This window comes from Paenibacillus sp. FSL H3-0329, from assembly GCF_037963285.1.
Lineage (GTDB): Bacteria > Bacillota > Bacilli > Paenibacillales > Paenibacillaceae > Paenibacillus_AQ > Paenibacillus_AQ odorifer.
Window position 1 is genome coordinate 5869590 of sequence record NZ_CP150150.1, and the last position, 24500, is coordinate 5894089.

Here is a 24500-nt window from a genome sequence, read left to right on the forward strand (position 1 = left end):
AGTGAGAAACTCACTTACAATAACAAACCAATAGTTAATTATAAGCTACATAGAAAAAGTGTTTTAGAAGTAACTCCTCACAATAAAAATGAAAAATTGAAGCTTATAAAAGGCGAACTACATCAACGTAATTAAATAAAGTGACTTGAAGTGAATCAACAGCCAGTAACACAAAATTGCATGTTCTCTTTTTAAAGACTTATGAAGTACTAGAGTTCATCAGTAAAACCACAGCATGGATTTGGAATAATTAATAACTCAATAAATATTTTGTCGAATACCTTGCTCAAAAAAAAGGTTTTCGACAGAAAAAAAGCTTTATATTATCAATATAAGTAATAGATTGTAATAAGGTATTTAAGGGGGAGTGTGATGGGGAGCCACCTTAATTGATTAGAACAATTAATTCGGTATTGGAGTATCCCTCAAAAATCGATTTAAAATAAACTATTGAAAAGTAAGTTCTTCAGCAAATCTAGGTATTTAATCATGGGAGAATATTATTAATGAATCCTATTGAATTATTCAACATTAAAGGAATCATTATTTATTCTGGTCATATTAACATTAATAATAAAAAATAATTACTTGGAAAATTGAAATATGTTATGAAGGATCAAACAAAAAGAATTATTCGAATTTCGAACATTAAAGTCGTTATAACAAAAATGAAGAGGTGTGAATTTGAAAGGTATAATTGTAGTTTGTGAACAAATTCAGTTATTGGATCAAAACCTATTAAATTTAATTAGTATTCAGAAAATCATCAATATAAAAGCAACTCCTGCTATTTTTAATGCCAGTTTATTCGTGAAACTATTTGAACTTCCAAAAGTTCAGAGTATCGACTGTTGGATAGAAGTTTATGATGATATTAATGATATTTTACTAAGACAAACAGAACCTATTGTACTTAGAAATCAATTTAATATTTCTGAAAAGGTTTCTGGTGCGGATATTGGAGTAAGTATTCCAATACCAGTAGTCGAAGAAGAAGGAATGTTTCGATTCGATTTAATTGTTGAAAATGATGTTGTTTCTCAATATTATTTACCATTTAAGACCTATGGGGGCAAAGTGGCGAATGGATAATATTAAGCCGATTCCGGATTTCCTGAAAAGTACAGTTAAAAAGCGATTCGTAGGCACATATATTCCAAATAAAATAGTGTTGTTAGATAAAGAACAATTAGAGGTTGATTTAACTTGGATTACGCATACAGATATTGGTACGATTATCTTTTTACTTTCTCCAACTTGTACTGCCTGTGATCCGAAAATAATTAATGAATTTATAAGGCTAAACCCCTTAATGAATTATGCGATTTTCTTTCATCTCGATGACGGTCAAACTGCTGAGGACTTTTTCCAGGAAGATCACAATGTCAAATTGTACAACTGTGATATTCGCATAATTGATGATCAGATTGATTGTGGTTCAATTGTTCCGTTCATGTTAGTGGTAAATAAAATCGGCCAAATTTTTAGCGGTAATATTTATAACCATATTAAAGATGTAGAGATGTTTGCAAGGCCACTACTAAATAAAGTGATGTGATTAAATGAACTTTATCTCCACCAAAAATACAGGTTTGCAAGTCGGATCTGAGATACCTAATTTGATTCAAAGTCCTGAGCTTAAGGAAATACATATATATCAATCATTAATATTCTTTATCTCAGTGGATTGTGCTCGCTGTATAGAATTACTTCCATTTATCTCTTTAATAAGTCAGAACTATAATGACTATCATCTTTATATTTTTTCAACCGGAGATGAGGAGATCAATAAGGAAATCAGAGACTACTTTGAATGGAAGTTCCCAGTTATAACATTATCTTCTAAAGAAATGGATGATGTTTACAAGGTGAAAATACATCCATTTGTAATTATTTCGAACAACACTGGGAAAGTAGTTAATAAAGGGGTAGTTTATAACTCTAATGATATGATGATGTTAATTAATGAAGGGAGGTGAATGAGAATGTGTATGACTTCAGCTGATTGTGCGATAACTGGTCTTATGTTTAATTCACGTACTACTACTTACTGTGAACTTAGAGGTCCATGTATTTTGGGACGCAAAATGACCAGATATGAAACTGCTTGTCAGTCATTTGTATCCCAACTTATTAACGGTTGGATTTTTGAGACATGCAGTACTTCAGACACTGGAACTTGTTGTACTTAGCAACTTAATCTTAAGAGAACTATGCGTTATATTTTCTTTTTAAAAAAATCCATAAAATAATATTTTATGGATTTTTTATTAATTTCATTTTATGTTTATGTTTAGTAGAACCTTTAAGGTTATTCAAAAGCACAATTAAGTTTATAATTTAACAAATAGGCGATCTATCGTTTCCAGCGGTAGTTATTTATTCGCTACATAAATTGATTCACATGAAGTCTAATCTTATTAATTTTTAAGAAGATGTTGTTCAACATGTCTGCTTTGAGCCACACCCATACTCTTTAACCATATTCGGGTTTGGACTATAAAGCGGAAGAGAAACCCACGTCAAGCGTGGGTTTCCTTTTTTAAAAGGCTGTAACTCTGAGCATGATGTTACTGCTGTCGTCAAAATCATGGCCATTTTCTTCAATTGGTTAGACATCCGCCTTCCTCTCGGTGATGAACCTAACCGACCACATAGTTAATCGCACCAAATAATTTTGTCACTTCATGTTTGCTTTATTTGAGTTTTTGGATTTCTTCGTTACTTGTTTCCAACGGACCTAAGATTTATTTAAATCATATTACCCTACTTGGAAATTTGAGAGGCTTTATTTATTTGGTAATTGTCCTTAAAAGATTTAAGTCAACCTTGTTCACTCTTTAGTTAGTAAACAATAGCCCTTTTTCAACCTTTACAAAAAGTCAGTAGTTTATTCATTATAAGAATATGTTACTACTAAAATGATTGATGTAATCTCTCTACTGTGTTGATAGACATAAATAATTTTAAAGATAATACTATCGTGTTACTCCCAAAAGCATATATAAGGAAATTTATGATTTTAAGACTTTTTCAATTATCTTAAATTAACTATTTACTTATTGGGTTTACACAATTACTATTTATTTCTAGGAGGAGTATAGTTGTTTATATGAACGGAATATAAAAATTCGTTTTGATCACAGGTTTATGAGGCATTCATATGAAAACTTATACAACTAAAGCAGATGTTTAGATCATGTATAATAGCATACAACGCTTAATTACTTAAAAAGGGGTTTATTGTATTTTTTTCATAATGCACAATATTAATTGTAAGGAAGGCGAAATGATTTGTCTGACAAGAAAGAATCCTTTATAAAAGGTACTTTGATTTTGGCTGCGGCCGCCCTAATAGCGCGTATACTCGGCATATTTCAGCGAGTACCATTGGAACATATGTTTGATAAAATAGGTAACGCCTCGTTCGTTCAGGCCAATAATGTCTACTTGTTGCTACTAACTCTGGCGACAGCTGGTATTCCCAGCACACTTAGCAAAAAAGTCTCCGAGCTCTATGCACTAGGTCGGCCTAATGAAGCGAAACAGGTATATAGAGCTGCACTATACTTCGCAGCGGTTGTTGGTGTCGTAATGAGTACAGCTTTATACATAGTAGCTCCAGTATATGCGCGGTCTACTGGAGTGCCGGATAGTGTTTTAGCAATAAGAGCCATTGCACCTGCACTCCTATTATTTCCATCAATTGCAATGATGCGGGGATATTTTCAAGGGCGCGGTAATATGACCTCTGGTGGCATATCACAGATTGTTGAGCAGTTCGCCCGTGTTATGACTGCAATTTTACTTGCATTCATTCTTTTACGTCAAGGCTATAGTAATGCAATTATGGCTGCTGGCGCCTCATTTGGAAGCGTGCTAGGCAGCGTTGCTGCCTTTTGCGTAATGATTTATTTTGCTATTAAGTATAGTAATGAGGATACAGCACAGGTACGGGGTCACAATGAAACAGAATTAAAACTCTCACTATGGAGAATATATAAAGATATATTTAGATTATCTATCCCAATTGTATTGGCTTCTATGACTATACAGGCGGTTTATCTGATTGATTCGTCTCTTATTGTACCTCTTTTGGCGGGTCAAATCGGCGAGGGAGAAGCAATACACCTTATAGATATTTTAGGCCAAAAAGCTCAAAGTATCGCCGGTATTCCACCGGTACTTGCCATCGCTCTTAGCACATCGCTGATTCCAGTCATTTCAGCTGCTTATGCCCGACATGACGAACTCTATTTAAAGAATCAGATTATACTGGCGCTTCGTATCGCTATTCTAACAGGTACACCGATTGTACTAACACTTGTGGTCGCGGCATATCCAGTCAATGGCTTACTTTTTAAGACTCCGTCAGGTAGTGAGATGATTGCACTGCTGACTCTAGGAACAATATTTCAAATTACAATGACAACATCAAATTCGATTTTACTTGGGATGGGTAAATCCCGAACTTCAATGTTTTATGTGATGATTGGCATTTTGGTTAAGCTCATCGCTAGCGTTATTCTTAGTCAGTTTTTGGGGATATACGGTATAATCATTGCCACAGGACTCTGCTTCATCATTATTACGATACTCAATTTACGGCTATTGAAGTCGGTTGTACCATTTCAAATACTGGGTGCTAGCTGGGGTTCCTATTTGATATCTGTACTCGTAGCTGGATGTATTGGTCTTGCGCTTAATATATTGGGGCTCATGCTCACTGACATCATGACAACTAGGGTCGCGTATCTACTTACTTGCTTAATAGTCGCAGGCGGTATAATTCTCGTTTATCTACTCCTACTTATTATACTTAGAGTACTAAATCTTAAAGAATTGGAAAGCTACCCACTTGGAGTTCAGCAACTTCTAAAACCTCTCATGAAGCTGCAATTCGGTAGGAGTAAAAGATAGTTGATATAGAGGAAAGCTAACTATGGTCTTTTCCTAATCCAACACCATAATAGTATGAGAGAACTTAACTTGTTATCTTTTCTATGCCACTATAGGTGGATATAGTAGAGAAGGATTATGATGTAAAAGTTAATGGTAGATACTATTTTATCTTGTTCATCTATAGGCTTCTTATATAATTTTTAATGATTCAGCTTTCGCACCTAGAAATTGAGCCTAAATAATTGAGCTCATAAGTGGAACTCAATTATTTACTGATATTACAAATAACATCTCGTTTATCTGGTATCATGGAAGTGTCGAGCAACCTTACCAATAAAAAAAGGGGCCTGACTCTATGTTATTAGCGTCCACTGTCTAAACAGTACTGCTTTTCTAGATCCATTGCCAATCTGCATAACGGAAAAACGTAGCGAGAAAGGTCATTTCTAAATCACACGTTCTTTCAAGTCTAGCAATTCCCCAAATTCTTTTCCTTTGTTCTTCTAAGGAAAGGACTGGTTCGACTCCTGGAAAGTGACAACGGGGCAATTTCTCCTTGCAAAGGTATTATCTTTTAAATCCAGTTCCTTTTGCTTGGCGATGCTATACTTGCCTTAAATCTTCACATCATACGCGTTTTAAATCGCTCAACGCAGAAGCACGGGTGCTCATCATCGATTATTCTGTTTTGAGACCGGAGCAAATCGTGGAACTGTTGACACGTGTATTTGAGCACTTCACAGGTAAATTCAATAGATCGTACCGTTGCTAAATATCTTTGACAATCGCGGCATCTACCGAATTGTAGGGCTGGATTCTCTTCTCTAGTAAACAAATCCCTCGTAATTCTCTTTAATCCCCCCTTTAGCTTCCGGTCCAAATCCATGACTGGCTTTGCAATATCTCTAGTCAGATGTTCCGTACCGGTACTGATACGAACATCTGACTAGAGATATTACATGGATAGTCGGATACAATGCTGCCCATCAATAAGCAGTCCAATCTGATCGAAAAGTTATGTTGTTTAATGGGCTCTATCAGACCGTTCAGTTTCACGGCACTTCTGCTTTGAGATTCTATACTGCAAGAATTCTGTCGCAAAATTCTTAACACAACATTCTACTGGGTTTAACTTTTTTCGGGTAGAACTCCATCCAGGAAAGCTGCAGCCATCCATGCTGCTGAGCCAATTCCACTTAGATTTCGCGCGAAGATGGCTAAATCGCGAAGGCGTGTCAAATGTCAAATATTATTCATACAGCCGTTCACAGATTCTTTCCAATGCGTCTACGAGATTCATTTCATCATGAAGTTCGTAAGGGTGTAGTGGTTTTTTGAACAGAGTTCACCTACGAGAGAAATACGTCGAATCCATAGGATGTATGTTTCATGACAAGTGCGTCATCTTTGGCAGAAGGTAGTAGGATTTAGGATATGGATAATTTGGATGAGGACAAGCATAAGCCATATTCCCAAATATCGGAATCTTTAAACTTAAAGCACTGTCGTTATTCTCTAAGTGGGTTATGCAACTCGCAGACCGAAGTCCATTTCACCGAAGACTGTGAAAAAAACGTAAATCTACTAGAACACCAATGTGACTAGGGCATACTCCTAAATTAGCGGGTCTAACTGCTACGAAGAGTTCAAAACAGTAAGTGGAATATGCAAGAAGTGCTTTTCTCCAAAGGCTTTGAAGTGAGGATTTTTTGCGGTGTTTAACGGTTATCCCACTTCTCTCTCTCTACCACACTTTTGAATAGAATATCGGACAGAACTGTTTGTAGTTCAGCGATAAGTCTCAAGATAATTATACTTTCCCAAATAAAAATACAGAGCCGATTTTAGCGGCTCCGTACTTAAAGTAATACAGGAGTAAAACTATCATCTTCCTTTTACAACATAGTTGACTGTAGATAATTCAGTGAATAACTAAACAGTAAAAGGGACTAACTATATAGGTTGAACTAAAGAATTCCCACTACCTTATCTGACTTCACGCCGCGATGATTGCCTGTTGTCCAAATAACACGTTGCTTACCTTTTTCAAACCATGTTCGTTGCAGGGCCTGATAATCACAGATCATGCTTTCATCTTCAAACAAAAAATGATCAGTTTCGCTATTTCCAACCATTTTTAAAGCTGGGAACATTTCTTCGACAAACTGTTTCTGTTTGTCAGGGTCTGCAGCAGCAAGGGTATATGTGAGCTTCGTATAGCTCATATTCATATGTCCCATGAGCTTAGGACGCCGCGCAACGAGTATTGGCAGCCGTACGTCCGCTCGATGTAGTCTGCAATGAGTTGTAATGTCCAATTGAATCTGGCAGTGAAGACGTCTGCCAGTACTTGGCTGACGATAACGCGCTTTAACTCGTCGCGTTGATCTTTTGTCAATCGCGGGGATCGCCCCGGCGATAACCGCATGATGAGGCCGAGAATTCCTGCCTTTTCATAAGCATGAATGTAGTTGCGAATTGTTTTCTCAGAATGACACGTAATCGTAGCGATTTAGCTTATAGACATTCCCATTAATCGCTAAACGAATAGTCTGAAGTCGCTCGTATGTTCGACGATCCTTTGTTGACTTCAGTCGTTCTTCAATGGCTGACAGGGCTTCGTGTTTTTCCATCCCATTCACCGCCTCATCAAGGATCTTTCTAAGTTCGACAGTGATTGGGTGAGAGCCTGCCGGATACTCGAAAATCACTGATTCAATCTATATAGATCCAACACTCAGAGGCAAGCTACGAAACTCCTCATCGTTGTTATCTTTATACATCGACAACTGTGAGTTAAACATTTCTGCATATTTACCATTCTTTCTTAAAAGTGAATCATGATCTCCTTGTTCAATCAACTTACCATTCTCTAATACAATTATTTCATCAACGAAGCGACAACATGCTAATCTATGAGTAACAATTATAGCAGTTTTACTATCTGTAATAGAAAGGATATCTTTTATTATTTCCATCTCCATTATTGGATCAATCGCGGACGTGGGCTCATCTAATATTAATAAATTGGCTTCACTAATTAGACATCTTCCAAGTGCTACTTTTTGCCACTGCCCACCTGATAAATCTCTTCCTTTTTCAAAATATGCTCCTAACATAGCATCTAAATGAAGATCCATCTGTTTATCAGATTTGTTTAACCTTAATCTATTTAATGTTTTCTCTAAAAATAAGTCATCATCTATTTTTGATATATTTCCAAAACTTAAGTTTTCCCTTAAAGTCATATTATATTTAATGAAATCTTGAAATAATGTGGTAATATTGCTCCGAAGTGAGTATTTGTCTATTTCGTTTATGCTAATATTATTATAGTTAATGTCACCTTCAGGTATTTCGTAAAGACCTGCAAGACATTTAGCCAAAGTACTTTTCCCAGCACCATTCTCCCCTACAATAGCGATTTTTTTACCCCCATAAATATTAAAGCAGATATTTTGCAACGTATAGTTTTCATTATTCGGATACTTGAAATTCAAATTTTTCACTTCAATACATGATATAGGTTCATTCAATTGAACATCACTAGCTCTTGTCTCTTCTTTGAGATTTAGAAAAGAATAATAGTCCATCGCATATCTTGCAGTTTGAGAAATTTTTGAAATGGAAGTAGCAAGTTCTCTTACTTGATTACTTGAGGATGTTACCGCTTGAGAAACTGCTACAAATCCTCCAATTGTTAAACGACCCAAAATACTACTAAAAACTGTAATCGACAGTATTAGAAGATTGATAACAATATTCATTCCATATAATAATAAATTAATAAATTCTGTTTTTATCTGCAAATTATATTTCTGATTTGAAAACACCCAAAATAACTTCTCCCATTTATCAATCAAATACCTACTTTGATTAAATATCTTAATTTCTTTAATTACTGGTTTATCCTTAAGAATTGAATAAAAGTATTCCATTTTTCTTTCTGTTGGTATTAGACTCATTGACAAGTTATATTCTCTCTTGCCAATTTTTAAATTTTGTATAAGTACTGGTATAAATATAAGTACTAAAGTAAATATAAGAATAAAATGAATTTTCATCAGTACAAATATTAGCAATGTTAAAGTAATACTATTCTTTATTATTAAAAGTATTAGATCAATAACCTCAAACGCTTTCTTTCCCGCGCCATTACTAATTCTTTCAAAGTCATTAAAAAACTCAGGGTCTTCAAAATTACTGAATGATAATTTCTGCACTTTTTCGATGAATGCACTATCAACTAAAAACGAGACTTTGTTATCAATTTTAGTTCTTACTAAATTAGATAAAGATGAAATAATAGTAATAATAAGAGAAAATAAAACTTGTAAGGCCAAAATTGTTAGTAGTGGTTTTATAATGTTTTTGTTTGTCAAAACTTCTGAAACAGAGTTAATCATTTTGGTAGTAATTGATAATTGAATTAATGGAGTAACTCCATCTACTAGGTAGAAAATTAACTTCATCAAAAAAAGTATAGGGAAGTTTTTTAGAATAGTTGGATATGTATTTTTCACAATATATAAAACTGTCTTCAAGCAAAACAACTCCAGTAGATGATCTTAGATTATGTTAAAAATAATTACCAATGTAAGTTATTTGAAATAATACAGGGCACTTCCAGAGTATATTACGTAAAATTCACTTTGAGAAAACATCATAGAGATTAACGAAATTATTTCAAATTAATTAATGTTATGAAATTTGTCTTTTTTCTAGAGAAACTGTATCAAATTTTGTATAATTCCTCCAATGATTAACTTAATATGTCTAATTTCAATTCTACCAGTACATCAATTAGCATTTGATATTTAAACATGAAAAATATACACAACAATATCCTATGTCTTTTTTAAATTTAATTCTTACAGTAACAATCAACGCTCTCGCCTTTAGTTAAATAGCCTTTCGTGTCTAAAATTGTAAGATCATTGGATATCTTGACCATCTATATGCTATTTTAATATCTCTGTTAATGTTGATATGTCATAACATATCTCACTCATTAAAATTTCCTTTTCTTGATTAACTTTATAAATATAAGGTGTCACTGGAATAGGTAAACTCTCTTTTAACTTTGAATAATCTGCTCGATAAACTTTTTTGAAACAACTCCTTAATTCAGCTATGAATTCTAACTCACCTTCTATTAGAATAAGCACATCAAAGTATCCATTAATTTTTAGATAATCCAAAACTTCTATACAAGTTTCACACGAACTAGATAAAATAAAAATTATTTCCGAGTCTTCCATTACCTCATATAGAGAATTCAGATCGTCAATAAAAGCATCTGGAAGTATATCCCCTACACCCAAAGGGTTGCTTTTACTCATTATTTTTTCTAATAGTTTATTTTTCATTAAATTCTCCCGATCATAAAATCCTATTTTCAAAATGTATTACACTTAAATTCCCAATTAATAGTTCTAAACATTCGATGAACTGTAATATGTCGCTTTCTTGCGTATTGGTACCAAAACTAACTCTTACACTACTTGAGGCAACTCTATCATTTTTACCCATTGAGGATAATACTCGACTTTTACTAGAAGTCGACGAACATGCTGATTGAGAAGATATAGTTATCCCATGTTTATCAAAAAAATTTAGTATTACAGGAGATGTTAATTCAGGAAATGAAAAATTGATAATGTGAGGGACTGAAAGCGGGATAGGAGGACTATTGATAAAAAGCCCTTGCATCTTACTGATTCGAGAGTAAAGATACTGATTAAATGCTGTAACTTTTTTATTTTCAGCTTCAAAATTATCTATAGTCTCCTTAATTGCCTCGGTGAACGCAGCTATTAAAGGAACGTTTAGGGTTCCAGGTCTGTTCCCAAACTCTTGATCTCCCCCAAACATTAAAGGTGCCAAATCAATATCTGACTTTTTAATTAGTAAACCAATACCCTTTGGTCCACCTATTTTATGTGCAGATATTGTATACAAGTCTATACCTTCAAATGAAATTTTGGTTTTGCCAACTGCCTGGGCTCCATCAACATGAAAACATACACTAGGATATTCACTAATTAACTTTGCAATTTCAGAAACCGGCTGTATTACCCCTGTCTCATTATTAACATGCATCACACTCAGCAATACAGTATCTTTAGTTATTTCTGTTTTTAACATTTCCATATCAATAATTCCGTATTCATCAACTGGTAAATAAGAAACTTTAACTCCTTGCAACTCCATTTTTTTGTAGACATTCAAAACAGATGAATGTTCTGTAGTAGGCACAATAATATGAAGAGTATTTTTACTTTTTTCAATATTATTAACTATACCTGTTATTGCTAAATTATTTGATTCTGTTGCACCTGATGTAAAAATAATATTATCGCTATTTACTCCTAAGTAACCTGCAATAATACCTCTAGAATTTTCCACTAAATCATTAGCATCAAATCCCATCCGATGTAATGATGAGGGATTTGCGTAAATATCTCCTGAAACTTCTATTAATGTATTTAAAACTTTTTTATGCATAGGAGTTGAAGCACTGTAATCAAGATAAACCCCCATGATAATCCCTCCTTAAATTCCTTTTTTTTCACACCACTGCTTATATTGTCAGAATATCATTTTTCACTTGTCGAAAACCTTATTTTAATACAAGGTATTCGACAAAATGTTTATTGTTGTTGGAGAAAATTGCTCAGGCAACTAGAACAAAGTAATTAATCATTTAATATACAGATACGATGCTAGTTTGCTAACTAGCTTAGACAATTTAATTACTGCTTTGATCAGTCGGAGTCTTCTTCAGCTGAAGAATACAGTCTATTATTTAAATTAATCAATGATTTTATTATTATGATTGTAAAAATTTACCTAAAATAGGTGTGTAATATGCATTTGACACATTAAAAGAATTATGATAATTTTTTCTACATCCTAAAATTTAGAATAAATGGATTACATTAATGAAAAGAGGTGACGTTTTTTGTTGAAAAATCTTTTTCGAATTAATGAAAATGTACTAATCGATTTTGATGACTCGTCATTACTTAAAGATGGGTTGAAAATGGCTTTATCAAGATTAGAATTAAGACTTCTAATTTTACTCACAAACTCTATAGGTGAGACTCTGGATAAGAAAAAAATAATAAAATATGTGTGGACATCAGAAGAATATTCAAAAAATCAAGATACTGAACTATATGTATTAGTACATAGGCTACGCAAAAAAATAGAAGATAATTGTAATGAACCACGATTTTTAATCAAAGTCTGTGGACAGGGCTACTTATTAAAAGCAGACAATCTAAACGCATATGTAAGTAATAATTCTAATAGATTTTAAATAAACTCGCATAAATGGTATTAAAGAATAGAAAGTTCACAATTTAAAAGTAATGACAATGACTAAATAGATTGAACTTGAAAATTAAAATTATAAGAAGATAGGCGGAGGGCAATTTTGGAACTATAAGAGTGGTAGTTTTCTTCCGCCTTTGTTTGCGGATTTCAAACCCAAACAGCAATATTATTCAAGAAATCTGAAGGGCCGACCGGAGGTCCAAATAGTCAAGCTCAATTCTTAATTGGGAGAATCAAAGTTCAATCTATAAGCTAATAGGTAGTTGGTTACTTGTTATTTAACAATGAGGAGGAAAAAAAATGAACAATGACCGTTTATTCAAAAAAACATCTATTGAGAGCTTGTTCACTAATGATCAACCCACTAATGTATTTGAAGAATTTAAATACATAATTTATCTATCAATACACTGCATAAGATGTATTAATATACTTGGAGAATTTGAGAACCATCAAGACTTAGAATTCGATAGTAATATGTGTATTTTGATTGATTGCGATGAATCAGAAATATTACTAATAGAGAAACTTTACAAAATACCAATACCCATTTTCTGCTTAGCATACCACAAAAAATATGTTAAATACTTACAAAATTTCACCCCCCCCCATCTAATTGACACATCAAATTTTCCGAATTTAGCAGGAAATAAAATAAATAGTTTCAAAGAAATCAACTGTATAATTTTGAATTCTCGCATTTTACCTTTGTCATAAATATTTTCTTATTACATTATTTAGAGCGTGTCTTCAAAATATAAATTAGTCCTAAATCAGGGTAAAATACATCTATGAAAAGACGATACGAAAAACGTAACGAACAATGGGAACGAATCAAAGATTTGCTTCCACCCGAATAAATAAGACAGGGTGGATAAATTGAAAAAAACAATAAACCGATGTTGAATTCTATTTTTTGGGGTAGATCGTTTCGGTAGGCCTTGGCGGGTTTGCCGGACTACTATCCATCTTGAAAAACGGTGGATACCTGGTTTCGTTGCTGGCAGATGGCCGGCGTATGAGGTGTTTTAACTTGTATCGCACTCCATCAATTTGAAAATATTATGATTGATACCACCGTCGTCTGTGCTCACCAGCACTGACGATGGAGGCAAAAGGGGGCAGCAATTTTAGGCTATTGGCCGCTCCAGAGGTGGACTAATCACTAAAATTCATGCGATTGTCGACGCTTTGCCCACTCATTGCGTGTTGAACTTATGTCTGGAAATCGACATGATTGCGTCAAAGGCTATGAAATGCTGCAAAACATGGATCTATCCGGAAAAACCGATTTAGCCGAACGTGGTTATGACTTAAATAACTTTTTGAATCTGATTCAAGAGCAGTAAGCCAGCGCTGTCATTCCCAACCATAACATCGTAAAGTTCAATGCAAATGTGATTGGTGACTTTATATAGGACATCATTTGGTGGAATTCTTCTCTGTTTTGAGATGCGAAAAGAAGGAATCAATGCATGCTTTATCTAGGTAGACTGCTTTGCAAGAGCTGCTACATTTGACGCCGTATGCCTCTAATCGTGTGTTGTACGCCTGAGACTTTTATTGGAGCCCTTGGTCGAATGGAGTACGGCTTCCGAGAAGTCTCCTTTTCGTGTCCACTGTTCTACCTACCGTATCTTGGACCAGTTTCACATCGTTACGGTTGGAAATTTACCAAGCGACAAACTCATTGTTAAATAGATCTTGAATCTCGGACAGGTAATAAAAATGGGTGCCATCCGAGATATATGTAGTATCGGTGATGAGCTTCTGTTGAGGAAAGGTAGCATGAAACTTACGCTTCAATCGGTTAGGATACACCACGGATGGGGTAGAGTTGGAGCGAGTTCGTTTCTTTCGGATCACCGATTGGATCGATAATCCTTTCATGATCCGCCTAATTTTTTTGATATTGACGAGATAGCCTGCTTCACATAGAGTTGTCTGCATTCGGGGGTATCCTAAGTAGGGATTTACAATGTGAATGGCTACCATGTGAACTTTAATTTCATGATCTCGAGCGTGTATATCGCCCTGCCGTGACCCCGTGGCTCGCCACTTGTAATAACTGGCCCGATGCCCTGCAATAGCTAATAAGCGTGTAGGTCACGCAGTTCCTCTATGGCTGGTAATTGTCCTGTGGTCTCAATTTCTCTCCCACTATAAATTAATATTTCCTCTTGTTTACTCACTCGTTCTTAGGTTTTCAACCGTGGACTTTTTGAGAGTTGGAGAAGTCACGTAAGGATGACATTATTTTCTGGCGAAGTCGGTAGCAGGAATAGAGCTTGGGGATTCATCCCCAACCCACAAACTGGTTGTTATGATCGCACCTTGGATATTCACACCTGACTCTTAATGGCTTACCCTCCCATGTCACGCGGGGTCTTTGCCCTTTCATTCCTTCGTTCGACCTCTCAAGATGTGGACGCCGTATCTTACTCCTTTACAGGGTCGTTTCTCTTATGGAAATGATTCCTGCGACTGCTCCGTGCTTCCTTTGTCCTGGTTCTTTTCTTCCGGTGAGAAACGTGATTTCCGTTTTACTTAAGCTGCCATCTGAATCTGGGACTGACGTACCGGCCCTAAAACGTCGTTTGCATCGTATGGAATGTGCAGAGTCCCGAGCATATGCAGGTCAAGTATGAGTTTCCCGCACAAGGCCACAAGGGATTGCCTTTTCTTCAGTGGATTTTGGCTTCACTTCGTGAAGTACTGTTGCATTACCTTGAACTTCGCGTTCTTTGCTACCATAGCATCACCGCCCGAAACAGCAGGGCCCGAAGCCTTGCTGTTTCGGGCGGTGATGCTCGACTTGCCCTTTATCTTTCCAAAACTGTACTCTTTTAGATTCAGTTCGGCCAGCCTGATAATCTGCTGTCCATGCTCGTAACCGCTCAGATCTCCGACTTTCGCTAGAAACCCTGCCAAGGTGACCACAGCCACGCTCGGTACGGTGAGCATTGCCTTCGTTCTTGTTATTTGCACAAGTAGACGTTCCATCTCGGCCATAACCTCTTCGAGTTGTCTGGCGAACATGTCGCACTGCCCCGAAAGCGCTTTAATCTCTATCTTTGCTGCGGTAAGCCCTTTGGTAAGCCACATGAAACTTCTACGGTTTCGACCAGTTGTTTAGTTCTTTTTGTCCCTACAGCGCGTTTCACGTCTTTCTTCCAGCGTTCCACAATGCCTTCTGTTCCTAGCTCCACGATTTCACCTAGAGCCGGAAACTCGCCTAGCGTAATGAATGAGGCTTTACCTTTCCAATCCTTAAATACCTGCGGATACTCTGGGAAGAAGCGATCCTGCCAGTTCTGCACCCCCTTTTCACCTTCTTTTTTTGTTCCCTCGAAATAATTCATTACAGGATTGGGTACTTCTTGATGCTATATGGTGAAAATAATTTCTCTTAAAAAAACAATAGCCTAATCCTTCAATTTTGTTTGAAAGGATCGGCTATTGTAATTACACCTTACAAATACATAAATATAAAAGAAACCTATTCTAATCCTAAAAAAATCTCATCACGGAGTTGGCGGAAGTGGACCAAATCCATCACTGCAACACTCTCCAGTCCCTACTTCATTACAAGTAATCGTTTGATAATCATATGACCCGAGGTAGAAACAATGTGCCCATTCATATCGAACTTTATAATACTCAGATTTACAAACTTTACTACCATACCTACATGCATACCCTACACCATTATTCTGTGTAACTGACGTCCAACTGCACGAACAAGCCATTTCACACACTCCCAACATTAGTTTTATTTATATAGAAGTTCGGAATCGAACTATCTACCAACTTAACTATTACTATATGCCCTTAAAGTAAAGTGGTATAATCTTGAAAACAAAGTAAAGCAATAGACTCATACTGATTTCATGTAAAATCAAAGTTAACAAAATACTAATTGCCGAAAGAAGTTCGCAAGCACTCGATATTCGGTCATCAGAAACTCGATATCTTTGTATCTACCCGAAGCAATGTAAATGTGTCAGTTCCGAATGTTTCCACAAAAGGACATGACTTCACTTCAGTTACTGAAAAAGAACTTGCCAAACAATATGTTAAATTACCAAACGCCCTCGCTAATCTCTTGTATAGAAGTGCGCTCACGAAGTCCTCATGGAAGAACTGTCAATTTCAGCTTGATCATTCGTTAGTAAATATTTCAAAATAATATTTTAGAGAGTTTCATATTATTTTATTATTCCTTACACTTACATCTTAATTCTCCCTATCTATCCTATTTGATACTAAAGGTTTTATTTGTATTTCTAATCCGTCATAATTTGGATATACACCTGCCGAAACAATTCCCCCAAATTTATCAACCATAAAAACCCAAGGTGCTAGAGCCCCATAATTTAAGCTCTCATCTACAGCACCAATTTCACACAGCTCTATAGGAAAATGCAACTTGTATTTTTCAACTATTTTCTTAAGTCCTTCTTCATTTGATTGCAAAAGCATATAATGGTTAAATTCTTTATAATTATGACTAAACTCTTGAACAATTTCAAAATTGCATGCTGTACACGAATCACTCATAATGTAAATTACAGTTCCATTAATTGTTTTATGTATCCATTCAAAATTCAGTTGTTCATCTAGTTGATTTCGTTTTATAGTAGATGGAAAAAACTTGCCGAGTTCATAAGAGAATCCTTTGCTCTTTTTCAAAAACTTCCTATGTTCATACATTTGCAAACACCCACTTTGAGGTTTTCTCCTGTTGTCATTAATAAACAACCAGGGAATAAAAAGATATTATCAGAATATACGAAATTACATGCTTATTCGGTAAAAATCCCAGAAACCATATTTACTTATTTGCTCTTGATAAAAAAGTGGAATCTAAGATACAAAACAATTCATCTGTTACTGAATAAATTTAATAGGTACATGACTATTAAACTCCATACAAATCACCTCCTTTCAAAGCACTAAGCTTTACAAAATAAATTACACTTCGAACCTTTCCAGATGAATTATTGAGGACATCTTCACTACTAAAATTATTTTTAAACTAACTGATTTAATAGATATAGAAAAAATGCACTTCGAAATCGTTTGATAGCTAACGACTAGGTCTTCAACTTGTTATTTTGAATCTCACCCATTCATAAAAGCAACCTTTTTATATCATTTCCTCTCTATATCAAAGCAATTATTCAATAAATATTGTTTAAAATCATTAAGATTATGAATAACTCCTCCACCAATTACCTTATTCGTGTCATCAGCAAAGATCATATATGGAAATTTTTTTGCTGAGAAGGTCATTTCCATTTCATTTTCTTTCATTGCAATGACTGGGAACTCCCAATTAAAATAATCGGCAATTTCTTTGTGATCAATCTCATCTCCAGTTGAAAAAAACACAATAGTTGCAGAGTATATTTCTTGAATTCGATTTATATGCGGCATTAAATCGATACAAGCTAGGCAATGCAAAGAAGTGAAAATCAGTATTTTTTTTCCTGAAAGATTATATAATTTAAACGACTCCCCGTTCCAGTTTGCAAGTTGAATATTAGGAAGTAATAGCCCTGCCTTTAGTTCCTGATTCATATACCTCTTCGCCATTTCCGACATTGTCAATGTCTCCTCTATTAGATTTTAGATACCAATCACTCTGCTGACTCCACATTTGACTATAAGTACCTTTTTTTTCCATCAACTGATAATGTGTTCCTCTTTCAACTATTTCCCCTTCTTTCATCACCCATATTTGATCAGCTTTACGTGCCATTCCTATACGGTGTGAAATAATGAACATAGTTTTATCCCATTTAAATTCCATAATTTTATTATAAATGTCTATTTCACTTAAAGGATCAAGCGATGCAGTCGGCTCATCTAATACAAGCACATCATCATCCCGCAATAATATCCGTGCCAGAGCAAGTCGCTGCCACTGCCCACCTGATAGATTAATTGCATTATCAGAAAGATAGCCAAGCTGTGTATCAAGCCCATTTGGGAAGTCACTTTCTTTAAACCCTAATAAATTTAAAATATCAAGAATTTGAACATCATCGTTCACTTCTTCTCTTCTACCAATAGTAACGTTTTCTCGTATCGAACCCATGTAACGAATAAAATCTTGAAATACAGCCCCAGTTCTATCCCATAATTTATTCGTATCCATCTTATTAATACCTACATTATCATAATAAATATCACCTTTTTGAAGACGATATAATCCTAGTATCAGTTTTACAAGAGTAGATTTACCTGCTGCATTATCTCCTAAAATAACAACTTTTTCGCCTTTATAAACAGTTCCGCTAATCCCTTGAAGAGCAGGTTTTTCACGATTAGGATAACAGAAAGTTATATTTTCGAGTCGTAGTTCATGGTCAAGTCGAAAGGTTCGTAATTCTTCCATACATTTTTGTTTAGGTACTATACTCATTGATTCAATATTTTCTATATACTTAGTATTTTCAATCAGCGCAGCTAAACGTTGAATCGTTAATTGGAGACTTACGTCTGCTGCTCCGACAGACATTGTCAAAGAAATATAGTCACCAGTCGAAAGCGCTCCATGCGAAATAAGATATACAATAATAAAACTAGCAATAGCAGTACTTATACTTGATAATGCATACTCAGTGGCATTCAACTTATTCTCCATTTTTTCAAGTACCAGTTGTTTATCTAAGGCATTGTTTTTTTTTAGAAACCACTGATCTTTAAAATAATTTACTGACTTGAATAGAGAAAGCTCTTTTTGATTTTCACTACCTAACAGCAAATGATATAAATATTCGTACTCTCTTGAATTTCGTTCAATTCCACTTCTTATTTCTACACGAAATCTAATAATACGATATTGTATTATTCCTTTAATGAAACTGACAAGTAACACAATCAAAGCCAATATCCAGTAAGAAAAAAATAAATACGATAAATTTATTCCCATTGAAAGTACGTTTTGAACCAATATAATTAAAGTTTGATAAGTATCATAAAATTTTCCTATTCCATAAGTCCAAAGCTGCAAGTTACCTTTAAATCGCGGATCTTCCTTTCTAAGGATATCCATAGAAGCAACAGACTCAATTAGTTCTTTTTGCGTATTAATGGTGAATCGATGTGAAAGTATATTATTTAAATGAGATTTAAATATATTCAATAATGAGCTGCCAAATTGTATTAATAGCAGAATAGATATAAATAAAATAACTGTGTAAAAATTCATGTGAGAAATACTATTTACTATTTTCCCCATTAGAATAGCATTTAGATTTGATTGAGAAGCTAAAATTATACTTATAAGTGCACTTATAACTACCTTTCCTTTTGAAAATTTATAAACTTTCGCAAACGAAGAAAAAGATAAGAATACAGTTTGTATAATTTTATTATTCATTTATTTGCCTTTCTACTTTAGATTACTTATCCTTCACCTATTGGACTACGTTATAATATTTAAAATTATTTTGTAAAAATTTCAATAGATTGTATAACATCAATAATTTTTTAGAGGACCGATTATCTAGCTTTTCTATGAAGGCCTCGTGAGCGAATAACTACCAGTGCGCTTCATTTTTTCACATTAAAATCCAAGCCATTCATGGAGATGATATTGCATAATAATCTTAGAAACTTGTGTTAAAACATTTTATCCATAAGGAGTTGAACCGCTTTAATCATCATTACCATGAAATTTCCTCCTTTGTTCTTTACTTTTTTCAATTAATTACAACATTATCATTTTTACGCTGTCGAAAACCTTGTTTTCAGTCAAGTTAATCGACAATTTAGGACGGACTCCCTCTCGTTCCCTTTATTAGGCGAATCGGTTAAGTTTCGTTTTTATTTGAGCCCCTCTTTAACCGCAGGGTAAGCTCCTTGAACTTTTACCTTCCTAAAATTCAATAATAAAATGCTGATATTCTCTTTTTCATATCCCATACGCATCTGGCAGCCACACTAAAGAAAACACCTTGACAGGCATAAAGCCAACCAAGGTGTTGTAAAAACATTTAAGCCTAGATTACCGGAAAATTATACCTGGTTAGGAACATTCACCCCAGGTTCATATAGTTATCCTTTTTTTTTGGTAACCTCGCCAAGCCGGCGCTGGCGCCTTGGTTGTTCAAAACATTCGATGATATCTAACTCGTCTAAAACTTCCTGTATGGTATAGTTTTTGAATAAGTTTTGATAAGTTTGGTCAGACATTGATTTTTTTATGTACGAAAGGTAGATGAGTGCAACAAATTGGACAATACCTCCCAGATTCTCTTCTGAGGATACAAAGGGTGCGCGCATATTCAAGCGTTCTTTTAAATTACCAAAGACTTTCTCAATGACATCTTTGGAACGATAAATTTCAAGGGCTTCGAGCGGATCCTTTACGCCATTGGATATCATGGCAAAATAACCGTAGTTCTTTTCAGCGGCGTCAATAGCTTCTTGTTTTGGGGTGAGCGAAACGCCCCTGACCGGTGTTTCGTTTACCTCGTAATACTTGGTATATAGTTTCTCATGCAAACAATTTACTCTTTTAATGGATCAAGTATTTCAAAAAATTTGAATTTTGAGGATCGGATCAAGGCGCGCTCCTGTTCCGTTCTTCCATCTTTATCATAGGTCAGAAACTACCGTTCAACCGATAACATTATTAAGGTCGCTAATCGCATAATGCAGAATACCGCAAATAGGAACGAGCTGATTGTCAAGTTACATAATGAAGGCGATAAAGTTACCTTGGTTCATGCCACTTCAATGCAACTTGCAGCCGACTATATTGCTACCAAAGTACTCATTATCCCTGAAACAGAGAATATTAAGCCTCATGAAGTTTGTATCCTTGTTAGGAAAGATACCGAATTTTCGCCTCAGGGATTAATCGTATTGGAAGCTTTGAAAATACTGGGCCTAAACGTTAGTTAAATCAGGTTTAACAAGACGTTGGACGAGGGCACCTTCTGAGGGATCAATAAAAAGAAGGCTTCTTACTTCAATCGCAAACTTTTCTTTAGGGGTTTGATTAAGAAGAAATAAGTAATTCAAAAACAAAATCTCCATCCGTTTTGGAGATTAAATTTGCAATCCATACTTCCCACAATTGATCTTGCTCTCCCTGCAATACCATTTGATTCTCAGCAGGATAGAGCGAGACGGCCTTAATGCTTGGGTGCTCAGACAATAGCCACTTTTATCTGACCATTTTGCATTAATCTAAGCCCTTGCTACACAAAGAAATTTTTGATATAAAAAAGGACTTCACCCCAACTTGGAGAAGTTTTTTTGGTGACGAAACCAAAAAACTCAAGAGGAGGAAGCCCCCTTTGAATATTCTCCAAGAAAGTCTATTTTCCTTTGAGGAACTTTAAAAAATTGAATCCAAAGAACGACCGCCTATCTTCTTCAGCGGTCTAACTTACGACTATATGCGAGACGATTGAGAAATCCCTCACCCCGAGGAGCGAATGGACACTGTCGCCAAGGCATTCCTCGTGCTTTACTCGCGGCTCCTCTGGAGAACATTGATACGTTTACAGGCTTGCAGTGCAGACAGGAGTTTGACCTTCGTTTTCGTTACCAATGTGGGATTCGACTGGATATCTCCGCCCCTTCGATTTCCATGTTAAACCGAGTCTTTGCCAAGCTGAATCACAAGGCCTTGCCCAGCAGTTGTTTGAGGATCTTGTGGCTCAGTGCCAAGCAATTGGAATCATCGACGGAACTCATATCGCCATCGATAGCGCAGCCATACATGCCTACGAAAAAAAAGAACCCAAGCGAAAAGCGAACTCACCGGCAATGCCAACTGGGGCGCAAAGTTTGATACCTTTGGCAACAAAGTCAAGTGGTTTGGCTATAAGCTGCATCTTGCCGTCGATGCAAAGAGTGAACTTCCGATAGCGCTTAAGGTGACACCTGCTCATGTGAACGATGGAGACGAAGGGCCTGTGCTCATGATGCTTGTCGCTAAGAAATCCAAAACACAAAATTCTTCATGCTGGGTGCGGGCTATGACCAAATGAAAAATTACGAGGCAGCCCGGAACGTCAAGGCACAAGCCATTATTCCGCTGAATGCTCGAAATGAAAAGAAGCCACCAACAGGGATTACTCGCAAAGGCACTCCTGTTGCTCAATGAGCTTTTCCATAACGTATTGGGGACAAGAGAAGAACTATTTCAAATTCCGTTGTCCGCATGCTATAGATCAAGTGAATTGCCCTTTAGGTATTGCTGCTTGTTCGTCCTCCAATTATGGAATGGTAGTCAAAATTAACAGTCAAACGGATCTTCGGCGCTTGCCCTACCGCATCGATAAAGTCGAGGTTGGAAGGAACTTTACAATAAACGAACCAGTGTGGAACGTTGCAATTCTCGAATCAAAACCTATTTGACCGCAGACCAGCTCCATATTTGGGGGATTCAAAAAGTGAAAACTCACCAATATTTGAATGCCATTGTGTTACTTGCTTCTGCTCTTGCTGTAGCGATGCAACGAGTCCAAAACGCCGCTTAAAAAATTCCAATTTTATAAAAATTCTGCCTGTCTGCCCATTTATAGCTCAACTCTCACAAAACAGAGATTTCGCTTCGTCCTGACCATGACTCTGAATTGAAAATTGAATTATGCAAAATACTCATCTATAAAAAAGAAATATTTAAATCCCTCATTTTCATATACTTCTTTTCTCTTCTTAATAAATGAATTGTAAGCCTCAACTTGTTTCTTCCCTGTTATATAATCAACAACCCAGATATCCCCGTTAGGAAAATAAATTAATAAGTCGGGGATAATCTTTAATGACTTACGATAACTGTAACCTTCTTGGAGCTCTACATGATGAATTTTAAGTTGTCCTTCTAAATAAGTCCTGAGTATTGTTTTGCCTAAGCGGTGAGGATGCTCATCCTCTTCTTCTTTAATTTGCTTAGTATATCGTCCATAATTTTCTGAACTGGGACATCCTTCTCCCAGATGCTAGAAATGAAATTTATCCTGTCGTAAAACCATACTGACTGGCTGTTCACAACAGATACATGTAAATGTCTTCTTATCAGAATGTATTCGATATTTTGATTCCAGTGTTTTGACAATTTGGTTATATACAACTTGTTGCTCTTCGAACGAGCGTCTTTCTTCTTCCAAATAGATTGAATCATTTATAAGATAGGCGACTTCCATATCCCCCACTCCTTTCTACATATTTTAACAGTCATACAAAATAAAAAACTATATAAAATAGCGCGCATCCCTAAACTCTGGAATACGCGCCAGTATAATTTTATTATTACTAAAGTTAATCTCATGGACCATAGAAAGATAGTCTGTTTAAAGATACTTTTCAAAATACAGAGATAGTGAATATCAACCTTAACTTCGTGCTATTCTTCTAACGTTCTTTCATCAATGAGGTTATTTTACAAAACGCAGATTACTTGATTTTATTTATTGTTAGCTTCACCTGCCGCCATACACTTGAAAATGGAATGATTTTACCTTTTGCATATGTGAAACTCAGAAACATCATTACAGTAAAAAATGTGTACCCGTACATTTCAAAATACTTGTGAACTGACACTGTAAGACCTACGTAGACCATCAGTATGACAGTATGTCGAATAAACTCCTCCATCTTCTCATCCATTAAAAATCGCTCCTTCAAACATATAGATTCCGAATAAAAAAAGCACTTCAATGTGGCATATTCCATGCCTACATTGAAGTGCTTCTCCAATTGTTATATTCGGTTATTATTATATTAGTCAAAAATATCATAGTTGTCTACTCTTATGGCATTAACAAATAGTTGGGCGGGTTTTGAAGAAAACTGATCTGAAGACTATGCTATGCCCCCAATCACCCTTTTACTCGAAAGAGTGTTGAAGCTATACAGGAATATTGTATTATTCGCAGCTGCTAATGGTGGTGGTGACCAACGCACTGACATTCGTTGTAGGCTCGACCATGGTCCAGGAAAAAGCTTCCGGATTACAAACGGAAATCCTATGTTCATAAATTGGAGCAGTAAGCATTGAAGAACAGATTGTAGGATACAGCAGTCAAGGCCATCCTACTTTAGATCCCCATAAACTCAACTTTTGTTCAATAGCATGTTTTACAGGATCTCATCAAAGTGATTCGGGTACTTCGGCAGCAACACCTATTGTCGCTGGAACAATCGCCTTACTCAAGCTTTCCTTACAACAGAAGACATCAAAACACTCATTAGAAATACAGCAAAGATATTGACGGACAAGGTTGGAA

At 35.5% G+C, this 24500-nt stretch carries 21 protein-coding genes and 2 pseudogenes; 9 read left to right on the plus strand and 14 right to left on the minus strand.

What is annotated here, in order from left to right; all coding sequences use genetic code 11:
* The first annotated feature begins 684 nt into the window (after positions 1-684).
* The 4 genes from NSQ66_RS25825 (at position 685) to NSQ66_RS25840 (ending at position 4920) form a co-directional block, all read left to right on the plus strand.
* On the plus strand, positions 685-1092 hold the full coding sequence (locus tag NSQ66_RS25825) for a hypothetical protein (RefSeq protein ID WP_036685463.1): 408 nt from the start codon (positions 685-687) through the stop codon (positions 1090-1092).
* Complete coding sequence (locus tag NSQ66_RS25830; protein WP_036685465.1) at positions 1085-1558, plus strand: hypothetical protein; 474 nt, start codon at positions 1085-1087, stop codon at positions 1556-1558. The genes NSQ66_RS25825 and NSQ66_RS25830 overlap by 8 nt, the downstream gene beginning before the upstream one ends.
* A gap of 4 nt (positions 1559-1562) precedes the next feature.
* Positions 1563-1979: a hypothetical protein gene (locus NSQ66_RS25835; protein WP_051491387.1), complete on the plus strand. Its 417-nt coding sequence runs from the start codon at positions 1563-1565 to the stop codon at positions 1977-1979.
* Positions 1980-3294: 1315 nt separating this feature from the next.
* Positions 3295-4920 (plus strand): polysaccharide biosynthesis protein, encoded by a 1626-nt coding sequence (locus NSQ66_RS25840; protein ID WP_036685467.1) that lies wholly within the window; start codon positions 3295-3297, stop codon positions 4918-4920.
* Positions 4921-6869: 1949 nt separating this feature from the next.
* Here NSQ66_RS25840 and NSQ66_RS25845 read toward each other — a convergent pair.
* The 5 genes from NSQ66_RS25845 to NSQ66_RS25865 all read right to left on the minus strand — a co-directional run bounded on the left by NSQ66_RS25845 (position 6870) and on the right by NSQ66_RS25865 (position 11445).
* Positions 6870-7127 carry a hypothetical protein gene (locus tag NSQ66_RS25845; RefSeq protein ID WP_051491388.1) on the minus strand — a complete coding sequence of 86 codons (258 nt, stop codon included), beginning with the start codon at positions 7125-7127 and terminating at the stop codon, positions 6870-6872.
* 261 nt (positions 7128-7388) lie between these two features.
* Positions 7389-7535 (minus strand): hypothetical protein, encoded by a 147-nt coding sequence (locus tag NSQ66_RS25850; RefSeq protein ID WP_155986599.1) that lies wholly within the window; start codon positions 7533-7535, stop codon positions 7389-7391.
* Between the two features lie 87 nt (positions 7536-7622).
* Positions 7623-9446 (minus strand): ABC transporter ATP-binding protein, encoded by a 1824-nt coding sequence (locus tag NSQ66_RS25855; protein WP_036685468.1) that lies wholly within the window; start codon positions 9444-9446, stop codon positions 7623-7625.
* 417 nt (positions 9447-9863) lie between these two features.
* Positions 9864-10271, minus strand: a complete 408-nt coding sequence (locus NSQ66_RS25860) for a hypothetical protein (protein WP_036685470.1) — start codon at positions 10269-10271, stop codon at positions 9864-9866.
* A 13-nt stretch (positions 10272-10284) separates the two neighbouring features.
* Positions 10285-11445, minus strand: coding sequence for a cysteine desulfurase family protein (locus NSQ66_RS25865; protein ID WP_036685473.1), 1161 nt, complete (start codon positions 11443-11445; stop codon positions 10285-10287).
* 421 nt (positions 11446-11866) lie between these two features.
* Here NSQ66_RS25865 and NSQ66_RS25870 point away from each other — a divergent pair, with 421 nt between their 5' ends.
* From NSQ66_RS25870 to NSQ66_RS25885, 4 genes and pseudogenes are all read left to right on the plus strand, one after another.
* On the plus strand, positions 11867-12226 hold the full coding sequence (locus tag NSQ66_RS25870; protein ID WP_051491389.1) for a helix-turn-helix domain-containing protein: 360 nt from the start codon (positions 11867-11869) through the stop codon (positions 12224-12226).
* Positions 12227-12543: 317 nt separating this feature from the next.
* Positions 12544-12960, plus strand: coding sequence for a hypothetical protein (locus NSQ66_RS25875; RefSeq protein WP_036685477.1), 417 nt, complete (start codon positions 12544-12546; stop codon positions 12958-12960).
* 417 nt (positions 12961-13377) lie between these two features.
* Positions 13378-13460, plus strand: a pseudogene (locus tag NSQ66_RS25880) (IS5/IS1182 family transposase); the annotation flags it as partial.
* Positions 13446-13592 (plus strand): hypothetical protein, encoded by a 147-nt coding sequence (locus NSQ66_RS25885; protein ID WP_179086898.1) that lies wholly within the window; start codon positions 13446-13448, stop codon positions 13590-13592. The pseudogene NSQ66_RS25880 and the gene NSQ66_RS25885, both read left to right, overlap by 15 nt.
* Positions 13593-13914: 322 nt before the next feature.
* Here NSQ66_RS25885 and NSQ66_RS25890 read toward each other — a convergent pair whose 3' ends face one another.
* The 8 genes from NSQ66_RS25890 to NSQ66_RS25925 all read right to left on the minus strand — a co-directional run bounded on the left by NSQ66_RS25890 (position 13915) and on the right by NSQ66_RS25925 (position 21418).
* Positions 13915-14331, minus strand: coding sequence for an IS3 family transposase (locus NSQ66_RS25890; RefSeq protein ID WP_327196844.1), 417 nt, complete (start codon positions 14329-14331; stop codon positions 13915-13917).
* Between the two features lie 612 nt (positions 14332-14943).
* Positions 14944-15348 (minus strand): transposase, encoded by a 405-nt coding sequence (locus NSQ66_RS25895; protein WP_249267742.1) that lies wholly within the window; start codon positions 15346-15348, stop codon positions 14944-14946.
* On the minus strand, positions 15312-15605 hold the full coding sequence (locus NSQ66_RS25900; RefSeq protein WP_051491392.1) for a hypothetical protein: 294 nt from the start codon (positions 15603-15605) through the stop codon (positions 15312-15314). Before NSQ66_RS25900 ends, NSQ66_RS25895 begins: the two co-directional genes overlap by 37 nt.
* A gap of 874 nt (positions 15606-16479) precedes the next feature.
* A complete protein-coding gene (locus NSQ66_RS25905; protein ID WP_141118548.1) occupies positions 16480-16935 on the minus strand; it encodes a hypothetical protein in 456 nt (151 codons plus the stop codon).
* Positions 16936-17397: 462 nt separating this feature from the next.
* The gene (locus NSQ66_RS25910) at positions 17398-17826 is read right to left on the minus strand and encodes a redoxin domain-containing protein (RefSeq protein WP_170914259.1); all 429 of its coding nucleotides are present in this window, start codon (positions 17824-17826) and stop codon (positions 17398-17400) included.
* Positions 17789-19633, minus strand: coding sequence for an ABC transporter ATP-binding protein (locus NSQ66_RS25915; RefSeq protein WP_036685482.1), 1845 nt, complete (start codon positions 19631-19633; stop codon positions 17789-17791). The genes NSQ66_RS25910 and NSQ66_RS25915 overlap by 38 nt, the downstream gene beginning before the upstream one ends.
* A 677-nt stretch (positions 19634-20310) precedes the next feature.
* A complete protein-coding gene (locus NSQ66_RS25920) occupies positions 20311-20760 on the minus strand; it encodes a hypothetical protein (RefSeq protein WP_051491394.1) in 450 nt (149 codons plus the stop codon).
* 499 nt (positions 20761-21259) lie between these two features.
* On the minus strand, positions 21260-21418 hold the full coding sequence (locus tag NSQ66_RS25925) for a hypothetical protein (protein ID WP_170914260.1): 159 nt from the start codon (positions 21416-21418) through the stop codon (positions 21260-21262).
* Positions 21419-21608: 190 nt separating this feature from the next.
* On the opposite strand from NSQ66_RS25925, the pseudogene NSQ66_RS25930 reads away from it, so the two are divergent.
* Positions 21609-22751, plus strand: a pseudogene (locus tag NSQ66_RS25930) (transposase).
* Between the two features lie 916 nt (positions 22752-23667).
* Here NSQ66_RS25930 and NSQ66_RS25935 read toward each other — a convergent pair.
* Positions 23668-23880 (minus strand): hypothetical protein, encoded by a 213-nt coding sequence (locus tag NSQ66_RS25935; RefSeq protein ID WP_036685490.1) that lies wholly within the window; start codon positions 23878-23880, stop codon positions 23668-23670.
* Between the last annotated feature and the right edge of the window lie 620 nt (positions 23881-24500).

Bases quoted from the DNA above. Each gene is read 5' to 3' on its own strand.
- NSQ66_RS25845 (WP_051491388.1), bottom strand. From the start codon at position 7,127: ATGAGCTATACGAAGCTCACATATACCCTTGCTGCTGCAGACCCTGAC.
- NSQ66_RS25830 (WP_036685465.1), top strand. From the start codon at position 1,085: ATGGATAATATTAAGCCGATTCCGGATTTCCTGAAAAGTACAGTTAAA.
- NSQ66_RS25910 (WP_170914259.1), bottom strand. From the start codon at position 17,826: ATGAATCAGGAACTAAAGGCAGGGCTATTACTTCCTAATATTCAACTT.
- NSQ66_RS25850 (WP_155986599.1), bottom strand. From the start codon at position 7,535: ATGGAAAAACACGAAGCCCTGTCAGCCATTGAAGAACGACTGAAGTCA.
- NSQ66_RS25875 (WP_036685477.1), top strand. From the start codon at position 12,544: ATGAACAATGACCGTTTATTCAAAAAAACATCTATTGAGAGCTTGTTC.
- NSQ66_RS25935 (WP_036685490.1), bottom strand. From the start codon at position 23,880: ATGGATGAGAAGATGGAGGAGTTTATTCGACATACTGTCATACTGATG.
- NSQ66_RS25900 (WP_051491392.1), bottom strand. From the start codon at position 15,605: ATGAATTATTTCGAGGGAACAAAAAAAGAAGGTGAAAAGGGGGTGCAG.
- NSQ66_RS25835 (WP_051491387.1), top strand. From the start codon at position 1,563: ATGAACTTTATCTCCACCAAAAATACAGGTTTGCAAGTCGGATCTGAG.
- NSQ66_RS25915 (WP_036685482.1), bottom strand. From the start codon at position 19,633: ATGAATAATAAAATTATACAAACTGTATTCTTATCTTTTTCTTCGTTT.
- NSQ66_RS25865 (WP_036685473.1), bottom strand. From the start codon at position 11,445: ATGGGGGTTTATCTTGATTACAGTGCTTCAACTCCTATGCATAAAAAA.
- NSQ66_RS25895 (WP_249267742.1), bottom strand. From the start codon at position 15,348: ATGTGGCTTACCAAAGGGCTTACCGCAGCAAAGATAGAGATTAAAGCG.
- NSQ66_RS25860 (WP_036685470.1), bottom strand. From the start codon at position 10,271: ATGAAAAATAAACTATTAGAAAAAATAATGAGTAAAAGCAACCCTTTG.